The sequence below is a fragment of the Streptomyces sp. XD-27 genome, from assembly GCF_030553055.1.
Lineage (GTDB): Bacteria > Actinomycetota > Actinomycetes > Streptomycetales > Streptomycetaceae > Streptomyces.
Map to the genome: position 1 here is coordinate 5325382 of NZ_CP130713.1, position 20601 is coordinate 5345982.

At 73.0% G+C, this 20601-nt stretch carries 23 protein-coding genes; 12 read left to right on the forward strand and 11 right to left on the reverse strand.

Translation table 11 applies throughout. The features are described 5' to 3' along the window. Positions 1–108: 108 nt before the first annotated feature. Together Q3Y56_RS23175 and Q3Y56_RS23180 are read right to left on the reverse strand one after the other, a co-directional pair. Positions 109–966 (reverse strand): transglutaminase-like domain-containing protein, encoded by an 858-nt coding sequence (locus Q3Y56_RS23175; protein WP_304463771.1) that lies wholly within the window; start codon positions 964–966, stop codon positions 109–111. An 87-nt stretch (positions 967–1053) separates the two neighbouring features. Beyond that, a complete protein-coding gene (locus Q3Y56_RS23180) occupies positions 1054–2088 on the reverse strand; it encodes a GNAT family N-acetyltransferase (protein WP_304463772.1) in 1035 nt (344 codons plus the stop codon). A gap of 138 nt (positions 2089–2226) precedes the next feature. Between Q3Y56_RS23180 and fdxA the strand changes: the two genes are divergently transcribed. Both fdxA and dapC read left to right on the forward strand, forming a co-directional pair. Continuing rightward, complete coding sequence (fdxA, locus tag Q3Y56_RS23185) at positions 2227–2544, forward strand: ferredoxin (protein WP_304463773.1); 318 nt, start codon at positions 2227–2229, stop codon at positions 2542–2544. Between the two features lie 132 nt (positions 2545–2676). Then, positions 2677–3774 (forward strand): succinyldiaminopimelate transaminase, encoded by a 1098-nt coding sequence (gene dapC / locus Q3Y56_RS23190; RefSeq protein WP_304463774.1) that lies wholly within the window; start codon positions 2677–2679, stop codon positions 3772–3774. A 180-nt stretch (positions 3775–3954) separates the two neighbouring features. Here the strand turns inward: dapC and Q3Y56_RS23195 are convergent, their stop codons facing one another. Together Q3Y56_RS23195 and Q3Y56_RS23200 are read right to left on the reverse strand one after the other, a co-directional pair. Beyond that, entirely contained in the window at positions 3955–4344 is a 390-nt protein-coding gene (locus Q3Y56_RS23195) for an ATP-binding protein (RefSeq protein ID WP_304463775.1), read from the reverse strand. Positions 4345–4527: 183 nt separating this feature from the next. Then, positions 4528–5439, reverse strand: coding sequence for a hypothetical protein (locus Q3Y56_RS23200; RefSeq protein WP_304463776.1), 912 nt, complete (start codon positions 5437–5439; stop codon positions 4528–4530). Between the two features lie 52 nt (positions 5440–5491). Here Q3Y56_RS23200 and dapE point away from each other — a divergent pair, with 52 nt between their 5' ends. Then, entirely contained in the window at positions 5492–6562 is a 1071-nt protein-coding gene (gene dapE, locus Q3Y56_RS23205; RefSeq protein ID WP_304463777.1) for a succinyl-diaminopimelate desuccinylase, read from the forward strand. Between the two features lie 179 nt (positions 6563–6741). After that, entirely contained in the window at positions 6742–7491 is a 750-nt protein-coding gene (locus Q3Y56_RS23210; protein ID WP_304463778.1) for a TIGR00730 family Rossman fold protein, read from the forward strand. A gap of 36 nt (positions 7492–7527) precedes the next feature. Here Q3Y56_RS23210 and folP read toward each other — a convergent pair whose 3' ends face one another. Then, positions 7528–8388: a dihydropteroate synthase gene (gene folP, locus Q3Y56_RS23215; protein WP_304463779.1), complete on the reverse strand. Its 861-nt coding sequence runs from the start codon at positions 8386–8388 to the stop codon at positions 7528–7530. A 146-nt stretch (positions 8389–8534) separates the two neighbouring features. Here folP and Q3Y56_RS23220 point away from each other — a divergent pair, with 146 nt between their 5' ends. After that, positions 8535–8978, forward strand: a complete 444-nt coding sequence (locus Q3Y56_RS23220; protein ID WP_304465750.1) for a DivIVA domain-containing protein — start codon at positions 8535–8537, stop codon at positions 8976–8978. Beyond that, positions 8975–9571: a DNA-3-methyladenine glycosylase I gene (locus Q3Y56_RS23225; RefSeq protein WP_304463780.1), complete on the forward strand. Its 597-nt coding sequence runs from the start codon at positions 8975–8977 to the stop codon at positions 9569–9571. Before Q3Y56_RS23220 ends, Q3Y56_RS23225 begins: the two co-directional genes overlap by 4 nt. Positions 9572–9656: 85 nt before the next feature. On the opposite strand, the gene Q3Y56_RS23230 is transcribed toward Q3Y56_RS23225, so the two are convergent. After that, positions 9657–10460 carry an enoyl-CoA hydratase-related protein gene (locus Q3Y56_RS23230; protein WP_304463781.1) on the reverse strand — a complete coding sequence of 268 codons (804 nt, stop codon included), beginning with the start codon at positions 10458–10460 and terminating at the stop codon, positions 9657–9659. 308 nt (positions 10461–10768) lie between these two features. On the opposite strand from Q3Y56_RS23230, the gene Q3Y56_RS23235 reads away from it, so the two are divergent. Then, positions 10769–10936 carry a DUF3117 domain-containing protein gene (locus Q3Y56_RS23235; RefSeq protein WP_003966491.1) on the forward strand — a complete coding sequence of 56 codons (168 nt, stop codon included), beginning with the start codon at positions 10769–10771 and terminating at the stop codon, positions 10934–10936. Positions 10937–11046: 110 nt separating this feature from the next. Here Q3Y56_RS23235 and Q3Y56_RS23240 read toward each other — a convergent pair whose 3' ends face one another. Further along, positions 11047–11712 (reverse strand): O-methyltransferase, encoded by a 666-nt coding sequence (locus tag Q3Y56_RS23240; protein ID WP_304463782.1) that lies wholly within the window; start codon positions 11710–11712, stop codon positions 11047–11049. Between the two features lie 131 nt (positions 11713–11843). On the opposite strand from Q3Y56_RS23240, the gene sigE reads away from it, so the two are divergent. Both sigE and Q3Y56_RS23250 read left to right on the forward strand, forming a co-directional pair. Further along, positions 11844–12626 (forward strand): RNA polymerase sigma factor SigE, encoded by a 783-nt coding sequence (gene sigE, locus Q3Y56_RS23245; RefSeq protein ID WP_304463783.1) that lies wholly within the window; start codon positions 11844–11846, stop codon positions 12624–12626. Next, the gene (locus tag Q3Y56_RS23250; RefSeq protein ID WP_304463784.1) at positions 12623–13492 is read left to right on the forward strand and encodes an anti-sigma factor; all 870 of its coding nucleotides are present in this window, start codon (positions 12623–12625) and stop codon (positions 13490–13492) included. The genes sigE and Q3Y56_RS23250 overlap by 4 nt, the downstream gene beginning before the upstream one ends. Positions 13493–13746: 254 nt before the next feature. Here Q3Y56_RS23250 and Q3Y56_RS23255 read toward each other — a convergent pair whose 3' ends face one another. After that, entirely contained in the window at positions 13747–14133 is a 387-nt protein-coding gene (locus Q3Y56_RS23255) for a hypothetical protein (protein ID WP_304463785.1), read from the reverse strand. Positions 14134–14298: 165 nt separating this feature from the next. Here Q3Y56_RS23255 and Q3Y56_RS23260 point away from each other — a divergent pair, with 165 nt between their 5' ends. The 3 genes from Q3Y56_RS23260 (at position 14299) to Q3Y56_RS23270 (ending at position 17420) form a co-directional block, all read left to right on the forward strand. Further along, positions 14299–15918, forward strand: a complete 1620-nt coding sequence (locus Q3Y56_RS23260) for a S1C family serine protease (protein ID WP_304463786.1) — start codon at positions 14299–14301, stop codon at positions 15916–15918. A 163-nt stretch (positions 15919–16081) separates the two neighbouring features. Further along, positions 16082–16585, forward strand: coding sequence for a sec-independent translocase (locus Q3Y56_RS23265; protein ID WP_304463787.1), 504 nt, complete (start codon positions 16082–16084; stop codon positions 16583–16585). Between the two features lie 223 nt (positions 16586–16808). Then, the gene (locus Q3Y56_RS23270; protein WP_304465751.1) at positions 16809–17420 is read left to right on the forward strand and encodes a hypothetical protein; all 612 of its coding nucleotides are present in this window, start codon (positions 16809–16811) and stop codon (positions 17418–17420) included. Between the two features lie 121 nt (positions 17421–17541). On the opposite strand, the gene Q3Y56_RS23275 is transcribed toward Q3Y56_RS23270, so the two are convergent. The 3 genes from Q3Y56_RS23275 to Q3Y56_RS23285 are packed head-to-tail and all read right to left on the reverse strand — an operon-like array spanning position 17542 to position 20572. Next, positions 17542–18711 (reverse strand): Mrp/NBP35 family ATP-binding protein, encoded by a 1170-nt coding sequence (locus tag Q3Y56_RS23275; RefSeq protein WP_304463788.1) that lies wholly within the window; start codon positions 18709–18711, stop codon positions 17542–17544. Positions 18712–18768: 57 nt separating this feature from the next. Continuing rightward, positions 18769–19293: a DUF1003 domain-containing protein gene (locus tag Q3Y56_RS23280; RefSeq protein ID WP_304463789.1), complete on the reverse strand. Its 525-nt coding sequence runs from the start codon at positions 19291–19293 to the stop codon at positions 18769–18771. After that, positions 19283–20572, reverse strand: coding sequence for a magnesium transporter MgtE N-terminal domain-containing protein (locus Q3Y56_RS23285; protein ID WP_304463790.1), 1290 nt, complete (start codon positions 20570–20572; stop codon positions 19283–19285). Before Q3Y56_RS23285 ends, Q3Y56_RS23280 begins: the two co-directional genes overlap by 11 nt. Between the last annotated feature and the right edge of the window lie 29 nt (positions 20573–20601).

A 20601-nucleotide genomic window follows, 5' to 3' on the forward strand; every position in this document is an offset into this window, starting at 1 on the left:
TCCGGCTGATCCGCCGTCCCGGCTGATCCGCGGTCCTGGCTGACCGCTGTCGCCGGCAGACCCGCCGCCCCGGGTGCCGTACGGAAACCGTATGGCACGCGGGGCGGCTCAGTTCAGCATCGCCCGTGCCGCCCGTGCCTGCCGCCGCATCGTCTCGGCGGCGTTCGGCTCCATCGCCGCGACCACGTCCGCGTATTCCTCCAGCTCCTTCGCGCCGCCCACGAAGTCGCCGCGCTGCACCAGCAGTTGCGCCCGCTCGTAGCGGAGCCGGGCCGGATGGCTCGGCAGCAGCAGGGAGAGCTCGACGGCCCACAACTGGACGTCGCTGCGCTCGGGGCGCGCCGCGGCCCAGGCGCGAATGTTGTTCAGCACCCGCAGCACGATCTCCAGGGGTGTGGCCGGGGCCATCATCGCCGCGTTCATGGAGGCGCCCGTCGCGCCCGCGACCAGCAGCGCCGCGTCGTCGTCGGACAGCAGCCGCCCGCCGTCGAAGGGGTCGGCCAGCACGTGTTCCCCGTACGGATCGCCGAAGCCGACCACGAAGTGACCGGGCAGTGCCACGCCGTACACCGGCGCGCCCGCCCGCCGGGCCACCTCGATCCACACCACGGACAGCAGGATCGGCAGGCCGCGGCGGTGCCGCAGCACCTCTTGCAGGAGCGAGGACTCCAGCCGCCGGTAGTCGGCCGGCGTGCCGTGGAAGCCGTGGCGCTCGCCCAGCAGCGCGGCGACCGCGGCGGCCCAGCCGGCAGGCCCACCGGGGTCGAAGGGCAGCAGCCCCGCGAGCCGGTCGAGCTCGATCTGAGCCGCGTCGACCGCGTCGCCGTCGAGCTCCGGATCCGCTTCCGCGCCCACCAGCAGGCACAGCAGAGCCAGGTCGGGGCGCTCCTCGCGGGCTGCCTCGGCGAAGCGCCGCCGCCGGTCCCGGGTGTGCTGTCCGTCTGGTGTCCTTGGCGATCCTGGCATCCGTGACTTACCTGTACGTTCCGCTGCTTACGTGTACGTCCGCTGCTTACCAGCACATGCGCTGCTTACCTGTGTACGCCCGCGCATCTACTGACCTGTACGACCGTGCGTCTCCCCGCGCTCGGGGGCGCGCCAATGGTGGTAGTGGTGGTGCGTGGTGAAGCCCATGCCGTCGTAGAGCGCGCGGGCACCGTCATTGTCCGTCTCCACCTGGAGGTACGCAGCCGAAGCACCCTCCTCCAGGGCATGCCGGGCGAGCGCCGCCATCACGGCCGAGGCCAGGCCCTGGCGGCGCCGCGCCGGGTCCACCTCCACGGCGGTGAAGCCCGCCCACCGCCCGTCGACCGCGCACCGCCCGATGGCCGCGGGCGGCTCGCCTTCCCCGCCCGGGACGGTGGCGAACCACACCGAGGGCCCTGCGCCGACCACCGCGCGCGCCTCGGAGCCGGGGCGCCGGGAGCTTCGCTGGTAGCGGGCGAACCACTGGTCATCCGGCCTACGGGACACCGTCACGCCCTCGACGTCGGCGGCCAGGTCCGCGATCGGCGCGAGCGGGGCGATCCGTATCTCCACGGAGACCTCGCGGACCCAGCCGCGCCGCTCCAGCTCGGCGGCCAGCCGCTCCTGCGTTCCCTCGGCCCCCGTGCTGAGCTGCACGTACGCCGGCAGACCGCGCTCGGCGTACCAGGCGGTGACCCGCTCCAGCGCGGCGTCCAGGGGCAGGCCGGGGTCGCCGAGCGCGAGCGCCGAGTTGGCCCGCCGGGTGAAGCCCGCGGCCGCGCGCAGCAGCCAGTCGCCCAGCGGGGCGCTCTCCAGCGGGGGCCAGGCCCGGGCCGCGACCCGGTCCAGCTCCGCCGCGCTCGCCGCCGGTCCGCGGCGCCGGGCCGGGGCGACGGGCACGATCTTGCCCGCGACCAGCGCGGATTCCGGAATGCGGACGGTTTCGCCGGACCGCCGTGTGATCTGGAGCACGCCGTCTGCCCAGGATGTGAGCACGCCGACGGTGTCGGTGAATCTCTCGGTACCGTCCCCGGCATCGCGCCACCGCCGCACGGACACGCGTTTCCCCACGTCAGAGGCGGTGATCGTGACCTCAAGACGTCCGCCGGTGGTGAAATCCACTGGTTCTCAGCCCCTCATGTTCGTCTCGTGCGCGAGAACGGAGATACTAGGGGCGGGCATCGACGACGCCGCGCTCCCGCGCGCCACGCGGCGGAACCACCCATCGGTCCGCCAGCCCTATCAAGGAGGAACGACAGCGTGACCTACGTCATCGCGCAGCCTTGTGTCGACGTCAAGGACAAGGCCTGCATCGAGGAGTGCCCCGTCGACTGCATCTACGAGGGTTCCCGGTCTTTGTACATCCACCCGGACGAATGCGTCGACTGCGGTGCCTGTGAGCCGGTCTGCCCGGTGGAAGCGATTTTCTACGAGGACGACACTCCCGAGGAGTGGAAGGACTACTACAAGGCGAACGTCGAGTTCTTCGACGAGCTCGGTTCGCCCGGTGGCGCCTCGAAGCTCGGCTTGATCGAACGGGACCACCCCTTCATCGCCGCGCTTCCGCCGCAGGGCTAGGCAACGGCCCCCGCGCACGCGCTGCGCCTCGGTCCCGTATGGCCCCGTCCGCCGTACGGGACCGACGCGTTTCGCCGTGCGACATGCCCGTACGACCTGCCCGTACGACCTGTACGAGAAAGAGAAGGCTCCGTGTCCGCAGTCTCTTCGCGTCTCCCCGTCTTCCCCTGGGACAAGCTCGAACCGTACAAGGCGACCGCCGCGGCGCATCCGGACGGCATCGTGGACCTGTCGGTGGGCACGCCCGTCGACCCGGTCCCCGAGCTGATCCGCGCGGCGCTGGCCGGAGCGGCCGACAGCCCGGGCTATCCGACGGTGTGGGGCACCCCGGCGCTCCGGGACGCGCTCACCGGCTGGGTCGAGCGACGGCTGGGCGCCACCGGCGTGGCGCACACCCAGGTGCTGCCGGTGGTCGGCTCCAAGGAACTGGTCGCGTCGCTGCCGACCCAGCTGGGCCTGGGGCCGGGCGACCGGGTCGCCTTCCCGCGGCTGGCCTACCCGACGTACGAGGTGGGGGCGCGCCTGGCGGGCGCCGAGCCTGTCCCGTACGACGAGACAGCCGAGCTGGACCCGGCCGGACTCAAGCTGCTGTGGTTGAACTCCCCGTCCAACCCCACCGGCCGGGTGCTGGACAAGGACGAGCTGCGGGCGGCGGTCGCCTGGGCCCGCGCGCACGGCGTCCTGCTGGTCAGCGACGAGTGCTACCTGGAGCTGGGCTGGGAGGCCGAGCCGGTCTCCGTGCTGCATCCCGAGGTGTGCGGCGGCAGCTTCGAGGGGCTGGTCGCGGTGCACTCGCTGTCCAAGCGCTCCAACCTGGCGGGCTATCGGTCGGCGTTCCTCGCCGGTGACGCGTCGGTGCTGGGCGAGCTGCTGACGCTCCGCAAGCACGGCGGGATGATGGTGCCCGCCCCGGTGCAGGCCGCCACGATCGCGGCGCTGGGCGACGACGCCCACGTGGCCGAGCAGCGCGAGCGCTACGCCAGCCGCCGGTCGCGGCTGCGCGCGGCGCTGGAGGGCCACGGCTTCCGGATCGAGCACAGTGAGGCGTCGCTGTACCTGTGGGCGACGCGCGACGAGCCGTGCTGGGAGACCGTGGGCGCGCTGGCCGAGCTGGGCATCCTGGTGGCGCCCGGTGACTTCTACGGGGAGGCAGGGGCCCGGCACGTCCGGGTGGCGTTCACGGCCACCGACGAACGGGTGGCGGCGGGGGCCGCGCGCCTGGCGGGCTGACCGCCGGGCAGGCTGACTGACCGGCGCCCGCCTGCGCGAAGGCGTCCGGGACCGCGCGAATGGGCCCGGGGCCGCGCGAGGCGCCCGGACTGGGCGAAGGGCCCGGGACCGCGCGAAGGGGCCCGGGGAGCATCGGCTCCCCGGGCCCCTCCGCGTTCTCGCGTGTGGCGCGGCAGCAGGTCAGCCGCTGATGGTCGGCACCCGGACCGGAACCTTGACCGGCAGCAGTCCTTCCGCGGCGTGGCCGGTGGACAGCTTCTTCTTGCCGACGGTCTTGGCCGCCTTCTTGCTGATGTGCTTGGCGGCCTTGCCGGTGGCCTTGCCCGCGGCCGGCACGCCGTTCCCGAAGGTGCGGCGGCCCACCTCGCTCGCCGCGTACGTGACCTTGTTGGTGGTGTTCTCGGCGGCGACGCCGACATTGGAGGTGTCGACCGCGCTCATCCCGGCCGGCGCGGGGGCCTGCGGCGTCACCGGGGTGGCGTTCGCGGCACCGGCGGCGACCATGGGAGCGGCGCCCGCGGCGACCAGCAGAGCGGCACGGGCGAGCCGGCGGGTGAGGGGGAGGGACATGATGCTCCTTCGCGGAGGGACGTTGGCATGTTGCGATGTCCGGCGGCCGGACGCAGTGAATACCGCGTGAACCGCGCGAAGGTTGCGGTGGGCGAAGGTAAAGAATTGTTAATGCATCAGATAATCGGCGGCGCCGGGAAATGGCGATCTGATAATCGGTGCTCGAATCGGGGAAGCGCCGTACTATTGCGCGACGGAGATGCGCACTTCGGCCCCGGAAATGCCCTCGGCGGTCCGCCAGCCCTTTCCGGATTCCGCGGCGGACCATACGCGGCCGCGATACGAGACGCGTTCGATACGCAACCCGTCCGAGTGGGCCACGGCCCAGTGCGCCAGCTCCCAGCCGCGCCGGTCGGGGTTCCCGCCGCCGGCGTCCGGCACCGCCGGTACCGGCAGCACCACGTCGCGGCCGCCGCCTGCGTGCTCCCCGCCGCCCGCGGGCCCCGCCCCGTCCGGCAGCACCTCGGGGCCGAATTCCCGCACCAGCCGCGCCCGTACCCGGGCCACGTCACCGGCTTTTCCGTCGTCCGGCGGCCCCGGGCAGGTGAACGCGCCCGCCGTACGCCCGGTGAGCACATCGGTCAGCACCGCCGCGTCGGTCTCGTGCTTCGCGTAAGCCTGCGGATATCCACTGCGCTGCACCCGTTGCGCGGCCACCGTCAACGGCAGCCGGGAATAGCCGGGCACCCGCACCAGATGGTCATAGAACGCCCCGGTGGAATAGACCGGATCGAGGATCTGCCGCGCGCTGCCCCAACCCTGCGACGGCCGTTGCTGGAACAGCCCCAGCGAATCCCGGTCACCGCGCCGGATGTTGCGCAGCCCCGACTCCTGCATCGCCGTGGCCAGCGCTATCGTCACCGCGCGCTCAGGCAGCCCGCGGGCGGAGGCCACCGCCGCGATCGTGGCGGCGTTCACGCCCTGTTCGGGGTCCAGCGCCACACTCGCGCCGTCCGTGCGCGCCACGCAGCGCGGCGGGCCGGAACCGCCGGTCTCCAGGTGCGCCACCAGGTACCCGGCCAGCGCCAGCAGCACCGCGCACGCGATGCCCGCGCGCAGGCGCCGGGCGCGGCTGGAGAGGATGGCAGGTGGCACGCGCACACGTTACTTGAGGGGCCCGGAGCCCCGACGGGCTAGGGTCGGGGTCATGGACCACCGCGCACTCGACCTGTCCCTGGACGCCGCCGCGCTCACCGCCCGGCTCGTCGACTTCCCCTCGGTCAGCGGAGACGAGAAGGCCCTCGCCGACGCCGTCGAGCAGGCCCTGCGCGCCCTGCCGCATCTGACCGTCGACCGCGACGGAGACGCCGTCGTGGCCCGTACGAACCTCGGGCGGGCGGAGCGCGTCGTCCTGGCCGGACACATCGACACCGTGCCGATCGCCGACAACGTGCCTTCTCGGCTGGACGATGACGGCATCCTGTGGGGCTGCGGCACCTCGGACATGAAGTCCGGGGTGGCCGTGCAGCTGCGCGTCGCCGCGACCGTCCCCGAGCCCAACCGCGACCTCACGTTCGTCTTCTACGACCACGAGGAGGTCGCCGCCGAGCTCAACGGGCTCAAGCGGCTGGCCGAGCGGCACCCCGAGTGGCTCGCCGCCGACTTCGCCGTCCTGCTGGAGCCCACCGACGGGAAGGTCGAGGGCGGCTGCAAGGGCACCCTGCGGGTCCAGGTGGAGACGACCGGCCGACGCGCACACTCCGCACGTGACTGGCTGGGCGAGAACGCCATCCACAAGGCCGCGCCGATCCTCGACCGGCTCGCCGCGTACGAGCCGCGCCAGGCGGAGATCGACGGGCTGCGCTACCGCGAGTGCCTCAACGCCGTACGCATCGAAGGCGGGCACGCGGGCAACGTCATCCCCGACTCCTGTGCGGTGACGGTGAACTTCCGCTTCGCCCCGGACCGTTCCGAGGAGGCGGCGCTCGCACATGTGAGGGAGGTCTTCGACGGCTTCGAGGTGCGGCTCACCGACAGCGCGTCCGGCGCCCTGCCCGGCCTCTCCCACCCGGCCGCCGTCGCCTTCGTCGAGGCCGTCGGCGCCGAACTCGCGGCCAAGGACGGCTGGACGGACGTCGCCCGCTTCTCGGCGCTCGGCGTGCCCGCGATCAACTACGGGCCCGGCGACCCCAAGCTGGCCCACACCCGCGAGGAGCACGTCTCGGTGGCGGCGGTGCTGGAGGCCGAGGAGCGGCTGCGGAACTGGCTCACCCGCTAGCGCGTCGCCCCGGTCCCTGGCAGGGACCTTGTCCCGGGCCCTGGTCAGGCGGCCCGTCCGGCAGTTCAGTGGCGAGACCACGGGAATTCCGTTGCCCGTCGCCCACCTGGGCCTACGCTGACCCAAAGATCCTTCCCCGCCCCGGCGGGCGGGGGAGGCCGACGCGGAGGGAGCACATCATGGGCAACGCGGAGGACGAGCAGGCGCTGCACGAACAGCGGCTGGGCCCGGTCGTGCGCCGACGCGAGCAGGTACGTCCCGGCACCACCGACCAGCGGCTGCTGGACACCCAGCCGGGGGCGGCCTGGGTGCACGAGGACCCGTTCCGGGTGCTGCGCATCCAGTCGGAGTTCGTGGAGGGCTTCGGCGCCCTGGCCGAACTGGGCCGGGCCGTCAGCGTCTTCGGCTCCGCCCGTACGGTCCGCGACACGCCGGAGTACGAGGCGGGGGTGCGCATCGGCCGCGGCCTGGCCGAGGCGGGCTTCGCGGTGATCACCGGCGGCGGGCCCGGCGCGATGGAGGCCGCGAACAAGGGCGCGTGCGAGGCGGGCGGCGTCTCGGTCGGGCTCGGCATCGAGCTGCCCTTCGAGCAGGGCCTCAACCCCTACGTCGACATCGGCGTGAACTTCCGCTACTTCTTCGTCCGCAAGACGATGTTCGTGAAGTACGCCCAGGGCTTCGTGGTGCTGCCGGGCGGACTCGGGACGCTGGACGAGCTGTTCGAGGCGCTGACCCTCGTGCAGACCAAGAAGGTCACCCGGTTCCCGATCGTCCTGTTCGGCTCCGCCTACTGGCAGGGGCTGGTGGGCTGGCTGCGGGAGAGCCTGGTGGCCGAGGGCAAGGCGTCCCCGGCCGACCTGGAGCTGTTCCACCTCACCGACGACGTCGACGAGGCGGTCGCGCTGATGACCAAGGAGATCGGTATCTGAGGGCCGACCGGTCCGGTGCCACGCCGGTCCCCGGCGTTACGCCAGTCCCCGGCGGGCGACCGCCGGGGGCCGGTGCCCCGCGATCGACGACACCATGTCCAGCACCTGCCGGGTCTCGGCCACCTCGTGCACCCGGTACACCCGGGCGCCCAGCCACGCCGACACCGCGGTCGTCGCCAGCGTCCCCAGCAGCCGCTCCTTCACCGGCTTGTCCAGCGTCTCGCCGACGAAGTCCTTGTTGGACAGCGAGACCAGCACCGGCCAGCCGGTCGCCGCCATCTCGCCCAGCCGCCGAGTCGCCTCCAGCGAGTGCCGGGTGTTCTTCCCGAAGTCGTGGCCGGGGTCGATGAGGATGGCGTCCCGCCGCACCCCCAGCTCCGCCGCCCGCTCCGCCAGCCCCACGGTGACCCGCAGGATGTCGGCCATCACGTCCTCGTACACGGTCCGGTGCGGCCGGGTCCGCGGGCGCACCCCGCCCGCGTGCGTGCACACCAGACCGGCGCCGTACCGGGCGGCGACCTCGGCCAGCTTCGGGTCCACCCCGCCCCAGGCGTCGTTCAGCAGGTCCGCGCCCGCCTCGCAGACCGCCTCGCCGACCTCGTGCCGCCAGGTGTCGACGCTGATCACCACGTCCGGATACCGCCTGCGCACCTCGGCCACGAAGCCGACCGTGCGCCGTGCCTCCTCCTCGGCCGACACCTCCTCCCCGGGGCCGGCCTTCACCCCGCCGATGTCGATGATGGCAGCGCCCTGTGACACCGCCTGCTCGACGCGGGCCAGCGCCGGCTCGTCCCGGAACGTCGCACCCTGGTCGTAGAAGGAGTCCGGCGTCCGGTTCACGATCGCCATGATCACCTGCTCGTGCTCCGCGAACTCCCGCCGTCCCAGCCGCAGCATCCTGACTCCCTCTCCTGTGGTCCGTCAGCGACCTTAGCCGTCTTGTGCACAGCGCCCGTGTTATCCACAGGGCTCGTGGTGAGCGGGGCGGGGCATGGCACGATCAGGACGGACGGATGCCGCACGCACCCCGGGAGAAGATCGTCGTGTTCTGGTTTTTGCTCATCGCGCTCGTCGCGGTGGTGGGCGCGGTCACGCTCGCCGTCATCGGCGGTACGGAACGCGGCCCGCTGCCGGAGGCCCCGCAGGACCGGCTCGACGCCCCGCTGCCCGCCGACCGGCCGCTGGCTCGGGCCGACATCGAGGCGCTGCGGCTGCCCATGACCCTGCGTGGGTACCGCATGGCGGACGTGGACGACGTGCTCGGCCGGGTCGGCGCGGAACTGGCCGAGCGCGACGCGCGGATCGCCGAACTGGAGGCGTCGCTGGCCGGCGCGCAGGCGGCCCGGCAGTCGGCGGCCCGGCACGCGGCGACGCCCCCGCCGATGCCCCCGACGCCGCCGGCGGGACCCGCGGCGTCGAACGGCTCCGCGGCTCCGGCTGAATCGGCCATTCCGGATGAGGACGAGGACGAGGGGGAGGGCGCGTGAGCGGCAAGGGTGTGGCGCTGGGCGCGGACGGGCTGGCGCGGTGTCCCTGGGGCCTGGAGGCGGAGTCCCTGGCGGACTACCGGGCGTACCACGACACCGAGTGGGGACGCCCGGTGCACGGCGACGACGCGCTGTACGAGCGGATGTGCCTGGAGGCGTTCCAGTCCGGACTGTCCTGGCTGACGATCCTGCGCCGTCGCGAGGGCTTCCGCGCGGCCTTCGCCGGATTCGAGATCGCCAAGGTCGCCGCCTTCACCGACGCGGACGCCGAACGCCTCCTGGCCGACCCCGGCATCATCCGCAACCGCGCCAAGATAGCCGCCGCGATCGGCAACGCCCGGGTGGCGGCCGAACTGGCCCCGGGCGAACTCGACGCGCTGATCTGGTCGTACGCCCCGGACGCGGACGGCCGCCCGGCACCGAGCACCTCCGCCGACGTGCCGGCGACCACACCGGAGTCGACCGCGCTCGCCCGCGACCTCAAGAAGCGCGGCTTCCGCTTCGTCGGCCCGACGACGGCGTACGCACTGATGCAGGCGTGCGGCCTGGTGAACGACCACCTGGCCGCCTGCCACGCGCGCGGCGGGGCCTGAGTTTCCCTGCCCTGCGCAGCCCAGCCCAGACCCCGCCCCGCCCCGGGGCGGGGTCTTGGGTGGAAGCCCGGGGAAGGAGCAGGCCCTACCGGCCCAGGAACGTCGGCTTCTGCTTCTTCACGAACGCCTCGACCGCGATCCGGTGGTCCTCCGACGCCCCCGCCCGCACCTGGAGCTCGTCCTCCTTGGCCAGCGACTCGGCCAGCCCGTGGCCCGCGGAGAACGCCAGCGACTCCTTGATCGCCGCGTAGGCCGCCGTCGGGCCCTGCGCCAGCCGCCTGGCGACCGCCAGTGCCTCGTTCGCCAGCTCCGCCGCGGGCACCACCCGGCTCACCATGCCCAGCTCCAGTGCCTCCTCGGCGCTGACGTTCCGCGGGAAGAGCAGCAGGTCGGCCGCGCGACCGGGGCCGATCAGGCGCTGGAGAGTCCACGACACCCCGGAGTCGGCGGTGAGCGCGACACCCGCGAACGAGGTGTTGAACTTCGCGGTGTCGGCGGCGATCCGGTAGTCGGCGGCGAACGCGAAGCCCGCCCCGGCGCCGGCCGCGGCCCCGTTGACGGCGGCGACCACCGGCTTCGGCATGGTCGCGATGGCTTCCGTGATCGGGTTGTAGTGCTCCTTGACCGTGCTCATGACCTGACCGCCGTCGCCGCGCTCGGCCGCCTCGGCGAGGAGCCCGATGTGCTCCTTGAGGTCCTGGCCCACGCAGAACGCCCGCCCGTTGCCCGTCAGCAGCACGGCCCGTACGGCGGGGTCGTCCGCCGCCTGCCGCAGAGCGTCCCGCAATGCCACCTTGAGCTCGATGTTCAGGGCGTTCATGGCGTCGGGGCGGTTCAGCGTGAGCGTCGCCAGTCCGTCGGTCAGTTCGTACAGCACGGTGTCGGCCATGGGCGTTGGGTCCTCTCCGTCGCGTCGTCAGCGCTCAGCATGCCGGAGATCACCGGGGCCCGACATGTGACCTGCGTCAAAGAAGCCGACCCGGCGATCGGGTGCGGTGGGGGCGGAGTATCGCAGGCCGCTCCCCGAATTGGGTGGTTTTGCGGGAACGCGTCGCGCAGCGGTCGCGGCCCGATGTTGGTCTTTGGGTCATGCCATGCGGGATAATGACGAAGAAGCAATGTGTTCGATGCCGGTGACACGGTGCCTCCATGGGGCCGTCGGCGGACGATGAGCTGGTTTCAGGAAGGGGAACGAGCATGGCGGCCATGAAGCCGCGGACGGGCGATGGCCCGCTCGAGGTGACCAAGGAGGGGCGGGGCATCGTCATGCGCGTTCCGCTCGAAGGCGGCGGTCGACTCGTCGTCGAGCTGACCCCGGATGAGGCCGACGCGCTCGGCGATGCCCTCAAGAAGGTCGTCGGCTGACGGAGCCGGCCCACACCCACCGTGCGCTGCCCCGGCAGCCGGTTCGCACCAGCGGACCGGTTGCCGGGGCAGCGACGCTAGGGGCGGGGTCAGCCGGGCCAGGGGCGGGGTCAGCCGCGTTTCACCGCGCAGAGCAGACCGTCCCCCACCGGCAGCAGCGAGGACTGGAGCACGGTGCTCTCCCGTACGGTGCGCAGCAACTCGCGCAGCCGGAGCACCTCGGCGGGCTGGATCGCGGAGTCCACGGTGCGCCCGTCGGCGAAGACGCCCTCGAAGCAGACCAGCCCGCCCGGCCGCAGCAGCCGCAACGATTCGGCGAGGTAGTCCAGGCACTCCAGCCGGTCCCCGTCGCAGAAGACGAGGTCGTAACCGCCGTCGGCCAGGCGCGGCAGGACGTCGAGCGCGCGGCCGGGGATGAAACGGGCGCGGTTCCCGGCGAAGCCCGCGGCCCGGAACGCCTGCCGGGCGAACTGCTGCCGCTCCGGCTCGGTGTCCACGGTCGTCAGCACCCCGTCCGGCCGCATGCCGTGCAGCAGGTGGATTCCGGAGACGCCGGTTCCGGTCCCGATCTCGGCGACGGCCTTGGCGTCCGCCGCCGCGGCGAGCAGCCGCAGCGCCGCGCCGGTGCCGGACGACACCGAGCGCAGTCCCACCTCACGGGCCCGGTCGCGGGCCCAGCGCAGGGCTGCGTCCTCGGCGACGAACGCATCGGCGAACGCCCAGCTCGTCTGCCGGTTGCCGGTAATGGCCCTCTCCTGTCCCCGTAGTTGACGCAACCGTGACTGTATCCGCTGCGCGCGGGAACCCGCAGATGGGATCAGGCGTTGGAGAAGGACGGGGGGATGAGATGGACCAAGACCAAATGCAGGTCAAAAATGCTTATCCGGAGCTAACGGGCGAGGTGGATATGGTAGGGGCTCTACTGGACACCACCAGAGCCGACAGGGGAGGTGCGGCTGCGCCCGGTGGCCGGAGAGTGCTGAGGCGCTTTCGCAGGTCGGCGGTCGAGCCGAGATCCGTGACCGACACCGCTGACCACGCCCACTCCGCCGAGTCCGTTACCACCGCGACCTTTGCCACCGACGCGGATGCCGCGGGTTGGACCCCTCCCACCTGGGAGGAGATCGTCAGCATGCACAGTGCCCGGGTCTACCGCCTCGCATACCGCCTCACCGGCAACCAGCATGACGCCGAGGACCTCACCCAGGAGGTCTTCGTCCGGGTCTTCCGCTCGCTGTCGACCTACACCCCGGGCACGTTCGAGGGCTGGCTGCACCGCATCACCACCAACCTCTTCCTCGACATGGTCCGCCGCCGCCAGCGGATCCGCTTCGACGCGCTGGGCGAGGACGCGGCGGAGCGGCTGCCGAGCCGGGAGCCCTCTCCGCAGCAGCACTTCAACGACACCCACTTCGACGCCGATGTGCAGCAGGCCCTGGACACCCTCGCGCCGGAGTTCCGCGCGGCCGTCGTGCTGTGCGACATCGAGGGGCTGTCGTACGAGGAGATCGCCGCGACCCTCGGGGTGAAGCTGGGCACCGTGCGCAGCCGCATCCACCGCGGCCGCTCGCACCTGCGCAAGGCGCTCAAGCACCGCTCGCCCGTGGCCCGCGCGGAGCAGCGCGCCGCCGCCTCGGTGTCCCTCGGTGCCTCCGGCGCCGGGCTCAGTGGGGAGGTCGGAATCGCGTGACCCGATCAGGCGGTCCGTCCCCCGCCGAGCAGCATCTCGGCGACCGCCTCTCGGCTCTTGTCGACGGCGAACTGGGACATGATGCGCGCGAGCGAGTCCTCGCGCACCTGGCGACCTGTCCGCGGTGCAAGGCGGAAGCCGACGCCCAGCGGCAGGTGAAGAACGTCTTCACGCGGACGGCCGCGCCCCCGCCCTCGGAGGACCTGCTGGCGAGGCTGCACGGCCTGCCCGGCATCGTGCTCGACGGGGACGACCAGCAGGACGGAGGCGGTCCGGACGGGCGCGACGGCCCGTTCGGCGGCGGCACGGGAGGCTTTGGCACGGGAGGTTTCGGCACGCGGCAGGAGTCGCTGGCCTTTCTGCCCACGCCGCCCCGCGAGCGGGGTTTCCGCATCCATGAGGTGGCGCGTCCCGCGGTGCGCGGCCGGCGCTTCGCGTTCGCGGCCGCGGGGGCCGTGTCCCTCGCCGCCTTCGCGCTCGGCGGCACGCTGGTGCTGGACACCGGATCCGATCCCTCCCGCAGCCGCGCGCAGGGCGCGCGCAGCGCGGTCACTCCGGCCGCGGCGAAGGCGGGCGGCATGACGGCGGCGCTCGGGATACGCGAGAACACCCGCCGTGAGGTGGGCCTGCGCAGTCCGGGCGACGCGGACAGCCGCTCGGGCAGGCTCGCGACGTCCGACGACGCCAGGGCGGCCGCGGCCTCCGCGACGCCGTCGGCGCCCCCGTCCGGGACACCGGTGGCGGAGGCTGCCGCCACCCCGCTGTACGCGGCCCCGCGGCTGTCCTCGCACGGCATGCTGCCGCCCGTGGTCCAGCCGGTACTCGCGGCGACCCGGGAGCTGTGGCCGCTGTCAACGGCCGAGTGACGCGGCGTGTCCCGCCGGTCCGGTGCCGGCGGGACACTGCGCGAGGAGCGGCGGACCTGGTTGAATCGCTTCGGGCGGCGTGCCCCGATGGCGGGGACGGCTGCTGAGATACCGCGCAGTCCGCGCCGTGCCGCGGGGAACTCTGGGGAGATCATGAACGAGGGGAAGGCCCCGGGCCCAAGCCGAAATGGTGGAGCCGCCCGGCGGCGCGCTCCGCACAGCAACCGGCGCCCGCCGAACCGGCACCGGATCCCTCACGCGCCGACTCCACCCACCCGGAGCGGCCCGATGCCGCGGACAGCGGTGCCCATGGCGCCGGTGGCGCCGCTCCGGAGGACACCGTGGCCGCCGGTGACGGCATCGCGCATGACACTGCTGCCGCCCCGGGTGCGGAAGGCGGCGCCGAGCGGCGTACGGCCACGGTTCGCGCGGTGGACGTCGCGGACGCCGCATTGGACGCGGCAGCCGCGTCCGACGCGGGACCCGGCAGCCGGTCGGAGCCGGTGTCCGCTGCCGATGGCGCGGAGGCGGTCGGTGCGGGGCAGGACCCCGGACCGGCAGGCGAGCCCGAGGACGCTGTTCCGGCCGGCGAGGGACGGCCGCTCGTGGCAGGCGGCGAGGGCGGTGTGACGCCCGCGCATGGGACGTCGACGGGCGTGACGCCTGCGCATGGGACGTCGACGGGCGTGACGCCTGCGCATGGGACGTCGACGGGCGTGACGCCTGCGCATGGGACGTCGACGGGCGTGACGCCTGCGCACGGGACGTCGACGGGCGTGACGCCTGCGCACGGGACCCCGACCGACGTGACGCCCGCGCACGCGACCGCGACCGGTGTGACGCCCGCGTACGAGGCCTCGCCCGATGCCTCCCACCCGCACGCGACCCCGGCCGAAGGCCCGCACGCGCACGCGACCCCGGCCGATGCCCCCTCCGTGAAACCGCTGCACGACCCCGATCCGTACGGCACCCCGCCGTACGGCGGCCCCGGGCCGTGGGCGCCCGCGCCGCCCGTGCAGCGGCCGGTGGCGACGCCCGCGCACGGTACGCACCTGCCCCCCGCCCCCCACCAGCCGCCGGCCGCACCGCAGCACCCCGGTGTGACCCCGGCCCACGGCACCCCGCTGCCGCCCACCGCCGGGGTGACGCCCGCGCACGGGACCCAGCTGCCGCCGGTCGCGCCCGCCGTCACCGAGCAGCCTGCCCCCGCCGCGCCCACCGCGCCCGCCACTCCGCGTGGCCAGTGGCTGCAGTACGACCCGTGGGGCGCCCCGCGCGCGGCGGCGCCGGCCGGGCCGCAGCGGACGTCCTCGCGTCGCCGGGCCCCGCTCGTGGTCGGCGCTCTGCTGATCGCGCTGCTCGCGGGCGGTATCGGCGGCGGCATCGGCGCCTATCTGGAGCGCGAGGGCGGCATCATCGGCGACGACGTGGAACTGTCGCAGCCCCCGGCCGAGCAGCAGCCGCGCGACAAGGACAGCGTGGCCGGCATCGCCGCCCGCGCGCTGCCCGGCGTGGTGACCATCCATGTCAGCGGCGGCTCGGAGCAGGGCACCGGCACCGGCTTCGTCCTCGACGGCCGCGGCCACATCCTCACCAACAACCACGTCGTCGAGCCCGCCGGTTCGGGCGGCGGCATATCGGTCACGTTCAACGGCGGCGAGACGGCCCGAGCCCACGTCGTCGGCCGGGACAGCGGTTACGACCTCGCGGTCGTCAAGGTCGACAACGTCTCCGGGCTCAAGCCCCTGCCGCTCGGCAACTCCGACTCGGTGCGGGTCGGCGACCCGGTCGTGGCCATCGGCGCCCCGTACGACCTGGCGGGCACCGTCACCTCCGGCATCATCAGCGCCAAGGAGCGCCCGATCACCGCGGGCGGCCAGGAGGAGGACGGCAGCGACGTCAGCTACGTCGACGCCCTGCAGACCGACGCCCCGATAAACCCCGGCAACTCCGGCGGCCCGCTGATGGACTCCAAGGCGCGCGTGATCGGCATCAACAGCGCCATCCGCGCCGCCGACGACGGCGCCGGGCTCGACGGCGGCCAGGGAGGCAGCATCGGGCTGGGCTTCGCCATACCCATCAACCAGGGCAAGCGGGTCGCCGAAGAGCTGATCAACACCGGCAGGGCCACCCACCCCGTGATCGGTGTGACGCTCGACATGGGCTTCACCGGTGACGGCGCGCGGGTCAACACCAAGGGGGCCGACGGCAGCCCTCCGGTGGCCCCGGGCGGCCCGGGCGACGAGGCCGGGATCAAGCCGCGCGATGTGATCACCGAGGTGGACGGGGTGCGGGTGCACAGCGGCCAGGAGCTGATCGTCAAGATCCGCAGCCACCGGCCGGGCGACCGGCTCCGGCTGACGCTGGAGCGGGACGGCGCCGAGCGGACCGTGTCGCTCACCCTCGGCACGGCTGACCGCGGGTGATGCCTCCGACCGCCGCCCCGGGGCACAAGCGGGCTCCGTGGCCCGTGTCCGCCCCGGGGTTGTCCGCCCCGGGGTCCCGGCTGTCTCCCGCCTCGCCCCCGGAGGCAGGTACCGTGTTCACTGGCCTGACCCGCCGGCCTCGGACGTCTCAAGGAGCTGCAAGGTGTTCTTCGACATAGGACCCCTAGAGCTGATCGCGCTCATCGTCCTCGCCGTGCTCGTCTTCGGCCCGGAGAAGCTGCCCAAGGTCATCCAGGACATCTCCGGCTTCATCCGCAAGGTGCGCGAGTTCTCCGACAGCGCCAAGCAGGACATCCGCTCCGAGCTCGGCCCGGAGTTCAAGGACTTCGAGTTCGAGGACCTCAATCCGAAGACGTTCGCGCGCAAGCACATCCTCGACAAGGACGAGCTGGGCCTGAAGGAGATCCGCAACGGCTTCGACCTTCGCAAGGAGATGGCCGACGTCGCCGACGCGGTCAACGGCCGGGACCACGACTCCGCGCAGGGCTCGGCGTCCGGCTCCACCACGAGCGGCTCCGGGACCACGGGCTCCGGCAGCACGGGCTCCGGGACCTCCGGCTCGGGCTCGGCCGGCGGCTCCGACCTGCTCCGTAAGCGTGACACCCCGGCGGCCGAGCACCCGCCGTTCGACTCCGACGCCACCTGAGTCGATTCGACCCACCTGGGTCCCCGTATGCCCGAGGTACTCGTCCCGTATGGCTATCCTCCCATTGTCCAGGGTGAGGTCGCCTGAGGGGGCGGGCCGCCCACGATCAGGGCAACGAGGAGGCTCCGCGCAGATGGAGACGACGAGTCGGACAGGGGTACAGGAGGCGGTGGCGAGTACACCCGGTACATCCGCCCTGCCATCCGCGTCGGCCGCGCACGGGATGCCCGCGGAGGCCCGGCGCAGGATCGACGGCTATCTCATGGCCGCGTTCCCGTGGTACGGCCTCGACGAGGCATTCACCGGTCCGCGCTGGCTGATGCAGGCCGTCGCGAGTGCGGACGGCACCGTCGAGCACGGCTCGACCGGCCACGGCGACGAGCCGTCCTACCGCGTCGAGACGGACAGCGAGGCACCCGGCAAGCAGCGCTTCGCGGTGGTCGTGACCGTCGCCAGCCGCCCGCTGCGGCGCAGCGCCGACGGCACCGGACACCTGGAGGCCACCTCGGTCTCCTCCGCCGCCTGGCTGGCCGGCTCCGGCCTGCTGTCATGCACCTGGCCGTCACGTATGGAGCATGCCCTGCGCCAGGAATGGCTGGACCAGCAGACCGCGATCGCGTGGGAGCTGGCCGACGAGGTCGGCGGCGAGGGCTGGTCGCAGCTGTCCCTGCCGGTCGACGGCGTCCCCGCCGACTTCCACTACCGCGAGTCGGAGTACGGGTGGGTGCTGGCCGGCTCCGCCAGCGAAGGGGTGCATCTGGGGGCGTACGGACGCGGCATGAGCGCCTACGGCCTGGGTTTCTCCGTGGTCAAGGACATCGCCACCTACCAGTGAGCCCGCGCCGCATGGACATGTGAGCCCATGCGCGCGGACACGGGTGCGGACACGGGTAAGGGGCGGCCTCCCAGGGAGACCGCCCCTTACCCGTGTCCCACATGTGTGAGCCCTGAGGACCTCAGAACTTGTTGCGCGGGGTGATGCCCAGCGACATGCCCGACAGGCCCCGCTGCCGCCCGCCCAGCTTGCCCGCGATCGCGCGCAGCGCGCTGCCGGCCGGCGAGTCCGGGTCGGTGATCACGACCGGCTTGCCCTCGTCGCCGCCCTCGCGCAGCCGTACGTCGATGGGGATGCTGCCCAGCACCGGGACGGTGGTGCCGGTGGTCCGGGTCAGCCCGTCGGCGACCAGCTGACCGCCGCCCGTGCCGAACACGTCCACCATCTCGTCGCAGTGCGGGCACGGCAGCCCGGACATGTTCTCCACGACGCCGACGATCTTCTGATGGGTCTGCACGGCGATCGAACCGGCCCGCTCGGCGACCTCGGCCGCCGCCTGCTGCGGCGTGGTGACCACCAGGATCTCGGCGTTCGGCACGAGCTGCGCCACCGAGATCGCGATGTCGCCGGTGCCCGGCGGCAGGTCCAGCAGCAGCACGTCCAGGTCGCCCCAGTACACGTCCGCCAGGAACTGCTGGAGCGCGCGGTGCAGCATCGGCCCGCGCCACACCACCGGGGCGTTGCCCGGGGTGAACATCCCGATCGAGATGACCTTCACCCCGTTCGCCGACGGCGGCATGATCATGTTCTCGACCTGGGTCGGCCGGCCGTCCGCGCCCAGCATGCGCGGCACCGAGTGGCCGTAGATGTCGGCGTCCACGACGCCGACCTTGAGCCCGTCCGCCGCCATCGCCGCGGCCAGGTTGACCGTCACCGACGACTTGCCGACGCCGCCCTTGCCGGACGCCACCGCGTACACCCGGGTCAGCGAGCCGGGCTTGGCGAACGGCACCTCGCGCTCGGCCTGCCCGCCGCGCAGCGAGGCGGCCAGCTCACGCCGCTGCTCGTCGCTCATCACGTCCAGGTCGACGGCCACGCGGGTGACTCCGGGGACCTTCGCCACGGCCTCCGACACGTTATTGGTGATCGTCTCCCGCATCGGGCAGCCCGAGACGGTCAGATAGACCACCACCGCGACCGCGCCGTCCGCCGCGATCTCCACCGATTTGACCATGCCGAGATCGGTGATCGGCTTGTGGATCTCCGGGTCGTTCACCGTGGCGAGCGCGGCGCGCACCGCGTCCTCGGACGGGGCCGCGGCGGGGGTGGGATCGGTGGTGTCGGTAGCCATGCCCCGATGGTACGGCGCTCACCGTACGAGTCGGTAAGGCTTCAGCGGTCGCCTTCCTCACTCTCCGGACTCCCGGCCCGGAGCCTCCTGGCGCCCGGCCCGGGCCGCCGCCTCCCGCAGCTCCATCCGCCTGACCAGTTCCTCGAACTCCGAGCGCAGCCAGTCCCGGGTGGCGACCTCGCCCAGACCCATGCGCAGCGCCGCGACCTCGCGCGTCAGGTATTCGGTGTCGGCGATGCTGCGCTCGTTCTGCTTGCGGTCCTGCTCGACGGCGACGCGGTCGCGGTCGGCCTGCCGGTACTGGGACAGCAGGATCAGCGGAGCCGCGTACGAGGCCTGCAACGACAGCATCAGCGTCAGGAAGATGAACGGGAACTCGTCGAACCGCAGCCGGTCCGGAGCCGCGACGTTCCACGTCACCCACACGAAGACGAAGACCGTCATCCAGGCGATGAACCGGCCGGTGCCCAGAAACCGGGCGATGTGCTCCGACGCCTTGCCGAACGCCTCCGGGTCCCATCGGGGCAGCCGCGCGCGGCGCGGCTCCTTGGGCCGGGAGAGCCGGCTCACCTCATCGGCCACCGGCGGTCCCCTCCACGTCCGGCACATCCGCACTGTGCAGTTCCCGCTCCCGCCAGTCCTGCGGCAGCAGATGGTCCAGTACGTCGTCGACGGTCACCGCGCCCAGCAGCGATCCGCTCTCGTCCACGACCGGCGCGGCCACCATGTTGTACGTGGCCAGATAGCTGGTGATCAGGGGCAGCGGGGCATCCGGCGGCAGCGGTCGCAGATCGGTGTCGACCAGCGAGCTGACCAGGGTGAAGGGCGGGTCGCGCAGCAGCCGCTGGAAGTGCACCAGGCCCAGGTACCGGCCCGTCGGCGTCTCGTCCGGCGCCCGGCACACGTACACCTGCGCGGCCAGAGCGGGCGACAGGTCGCGGTTGCGCACCAGCGCCAGCGCGTCCGCGACCGTCGCGTCCGGCAGCAGCACGATCGGCTCGGTGGTCATCAGGCCGCCCGCCGTGCGCTCCTCGTACGCCATGAGCCGCCGCATGTCGGCCGCCTCGCGGGGCCGCATCAGCCCCAGCAGCCGTTCCTTGTCCGCTTCCGGCAGCTCCGACAGCAGGTCGGCGGCGTCGTCCGGGTCCATGGCCTCCAGCACGTCGGCGGCGCGCTCCTCCTTGAGCTTGCCGAGGATCTCCACCTGGTCGTCGTCGGGCAGCTCCTCCAGGACGTCCGCCAGCCGGTCGTCGTCGAGGGCCGCGGCCACCTCCGCGCGCCGCTTGGCGGACAGGTGGTGCAGCACGTTGGCCAGGTCCGCGGGGCGCAGCTGCTCGAAGGTGGCCAGCAGGTTCTCCGCGCCCTGCCCGTGCTCCTGGAGCGAGAAGCCGGTGACGGCCGACCACTCGACGGTCAGGGTCTCCCCGCGGCGCCGCAGTGCGCCGCCCTTGCCGCGCCGTACGAAGACCTTGTCGATCTCCCAGTCGCGGCGGGCGGGCAGCTGCACCATCGCCACGTCGAGAACGGTCACGTCCTCGCCCGTCTCCACCAGCCGCACCCGCCGGTCGAGCAGTTCGCCGAGCACCAGCGTCTCGGTCGGGCGCTGCTCGAAGCGCCGCATGTTGACCACGCCGGTGGTGATGACCTGGCCGGACTCCACCCCCGTCACCCGGGTCATGGGCAGGAAGATCCGTCGTCGGCTGACCAGCTCGACCACCAGGCCGAGGACGCGCGGCGGGCGGCCGCCCAGGCGCAGCATCGCGACGAGATCGCGGACCCGGCCCACCAGGTCGCCGTTCGGGTCGAAGACGGAGACACCCGCGAGATGGGACACGAAGACCCTGGAACCGCCCGCACCCACGCGCACACCTCCCAGGCCCGGCATATCAG

Excerpts from the sequence above, each read along its gene's own strand:
- Q3Y56_RS23235 (WP_003966491.1), top strand. The coding sequence starts at position 10,769 with ATGGCGGCCATGAAGCCGCGGACGGGCGATGGCCCGCTCGAGGTGACC.
- Q3Y56_RS23175 (WP_304463771.1), bottom strand. The coding sequence starts at position 966 with ATGCCAGGATCGCCAAGGACACCAGACGGACAGCACACCCGGGACCGG.
- dapE (WP_304463777.1), top strand. The coding sequence starts at position 5,492 with ATGGACCACCGCGCACTCGACCTGTCCCTGGACGCCGCCGCGCTCACC.
- Q3Y56_RS23270 (WP_304465751.1), top strand. The coding sequence starts at position 16,809 with ATGCCCGCGGAGGCCCGGCGCAGGATCGACGGCTATCTCATGGCCGCG.
- Q3Y56_RS23195 (WP_304463775.1), bottom strand. The coding sequence starts at position 4,344 with ATGTCCCTCCCCCTCACCCGCCGGCTCGCCCGTGCCGCTCTGCTGGTC.
- folP (WP_304463779.1), bottom strand. The coding sequence starts at position 8,388 with ATGCTGCGGCTGGGACGGCGGGAGTTCGCGGAGCACGAGCAGGTGATC.
- Q3Y56_RS23230 (WP_304463781.1), bottom strand. The coding sequence starts at position 10,460 with ATGGCCGACACCGTGCTGTACGAACTGACCGACGGACTGGCGACGCTC.
- Q3Y56_RS23255 (WP_304463785.1), bottom strand. The coding sequence starts at position 14,133 with ATGCGCGGGCGTCACACCGCCCTCGCCGCCTGCCACGAGCGGCCGTCC.
- Q3Y56_RS23210 (WP_304463778.1), top strand. The coding sequence starts at position 6,742 with ATGGGCAACGCGGAGGACGAGCAGGCGCTGCACGAACAGCGGCTGGGC.
- sigE (WP_304463783.1), top strand. The coding sequence starts at position 11,844 with ATGGTAGGGGCTCTACTGGACACCACCAGAGCCGACAGGGGAGGTGCG.
- Q3Y56_RS23275 (WP_304463788.1), bottom strand. The coding sequence starts at position 18,711 with ATGGCTACCGACACCACCGATCCCACCCCCGCCGCGGCCCCGTCCGAG.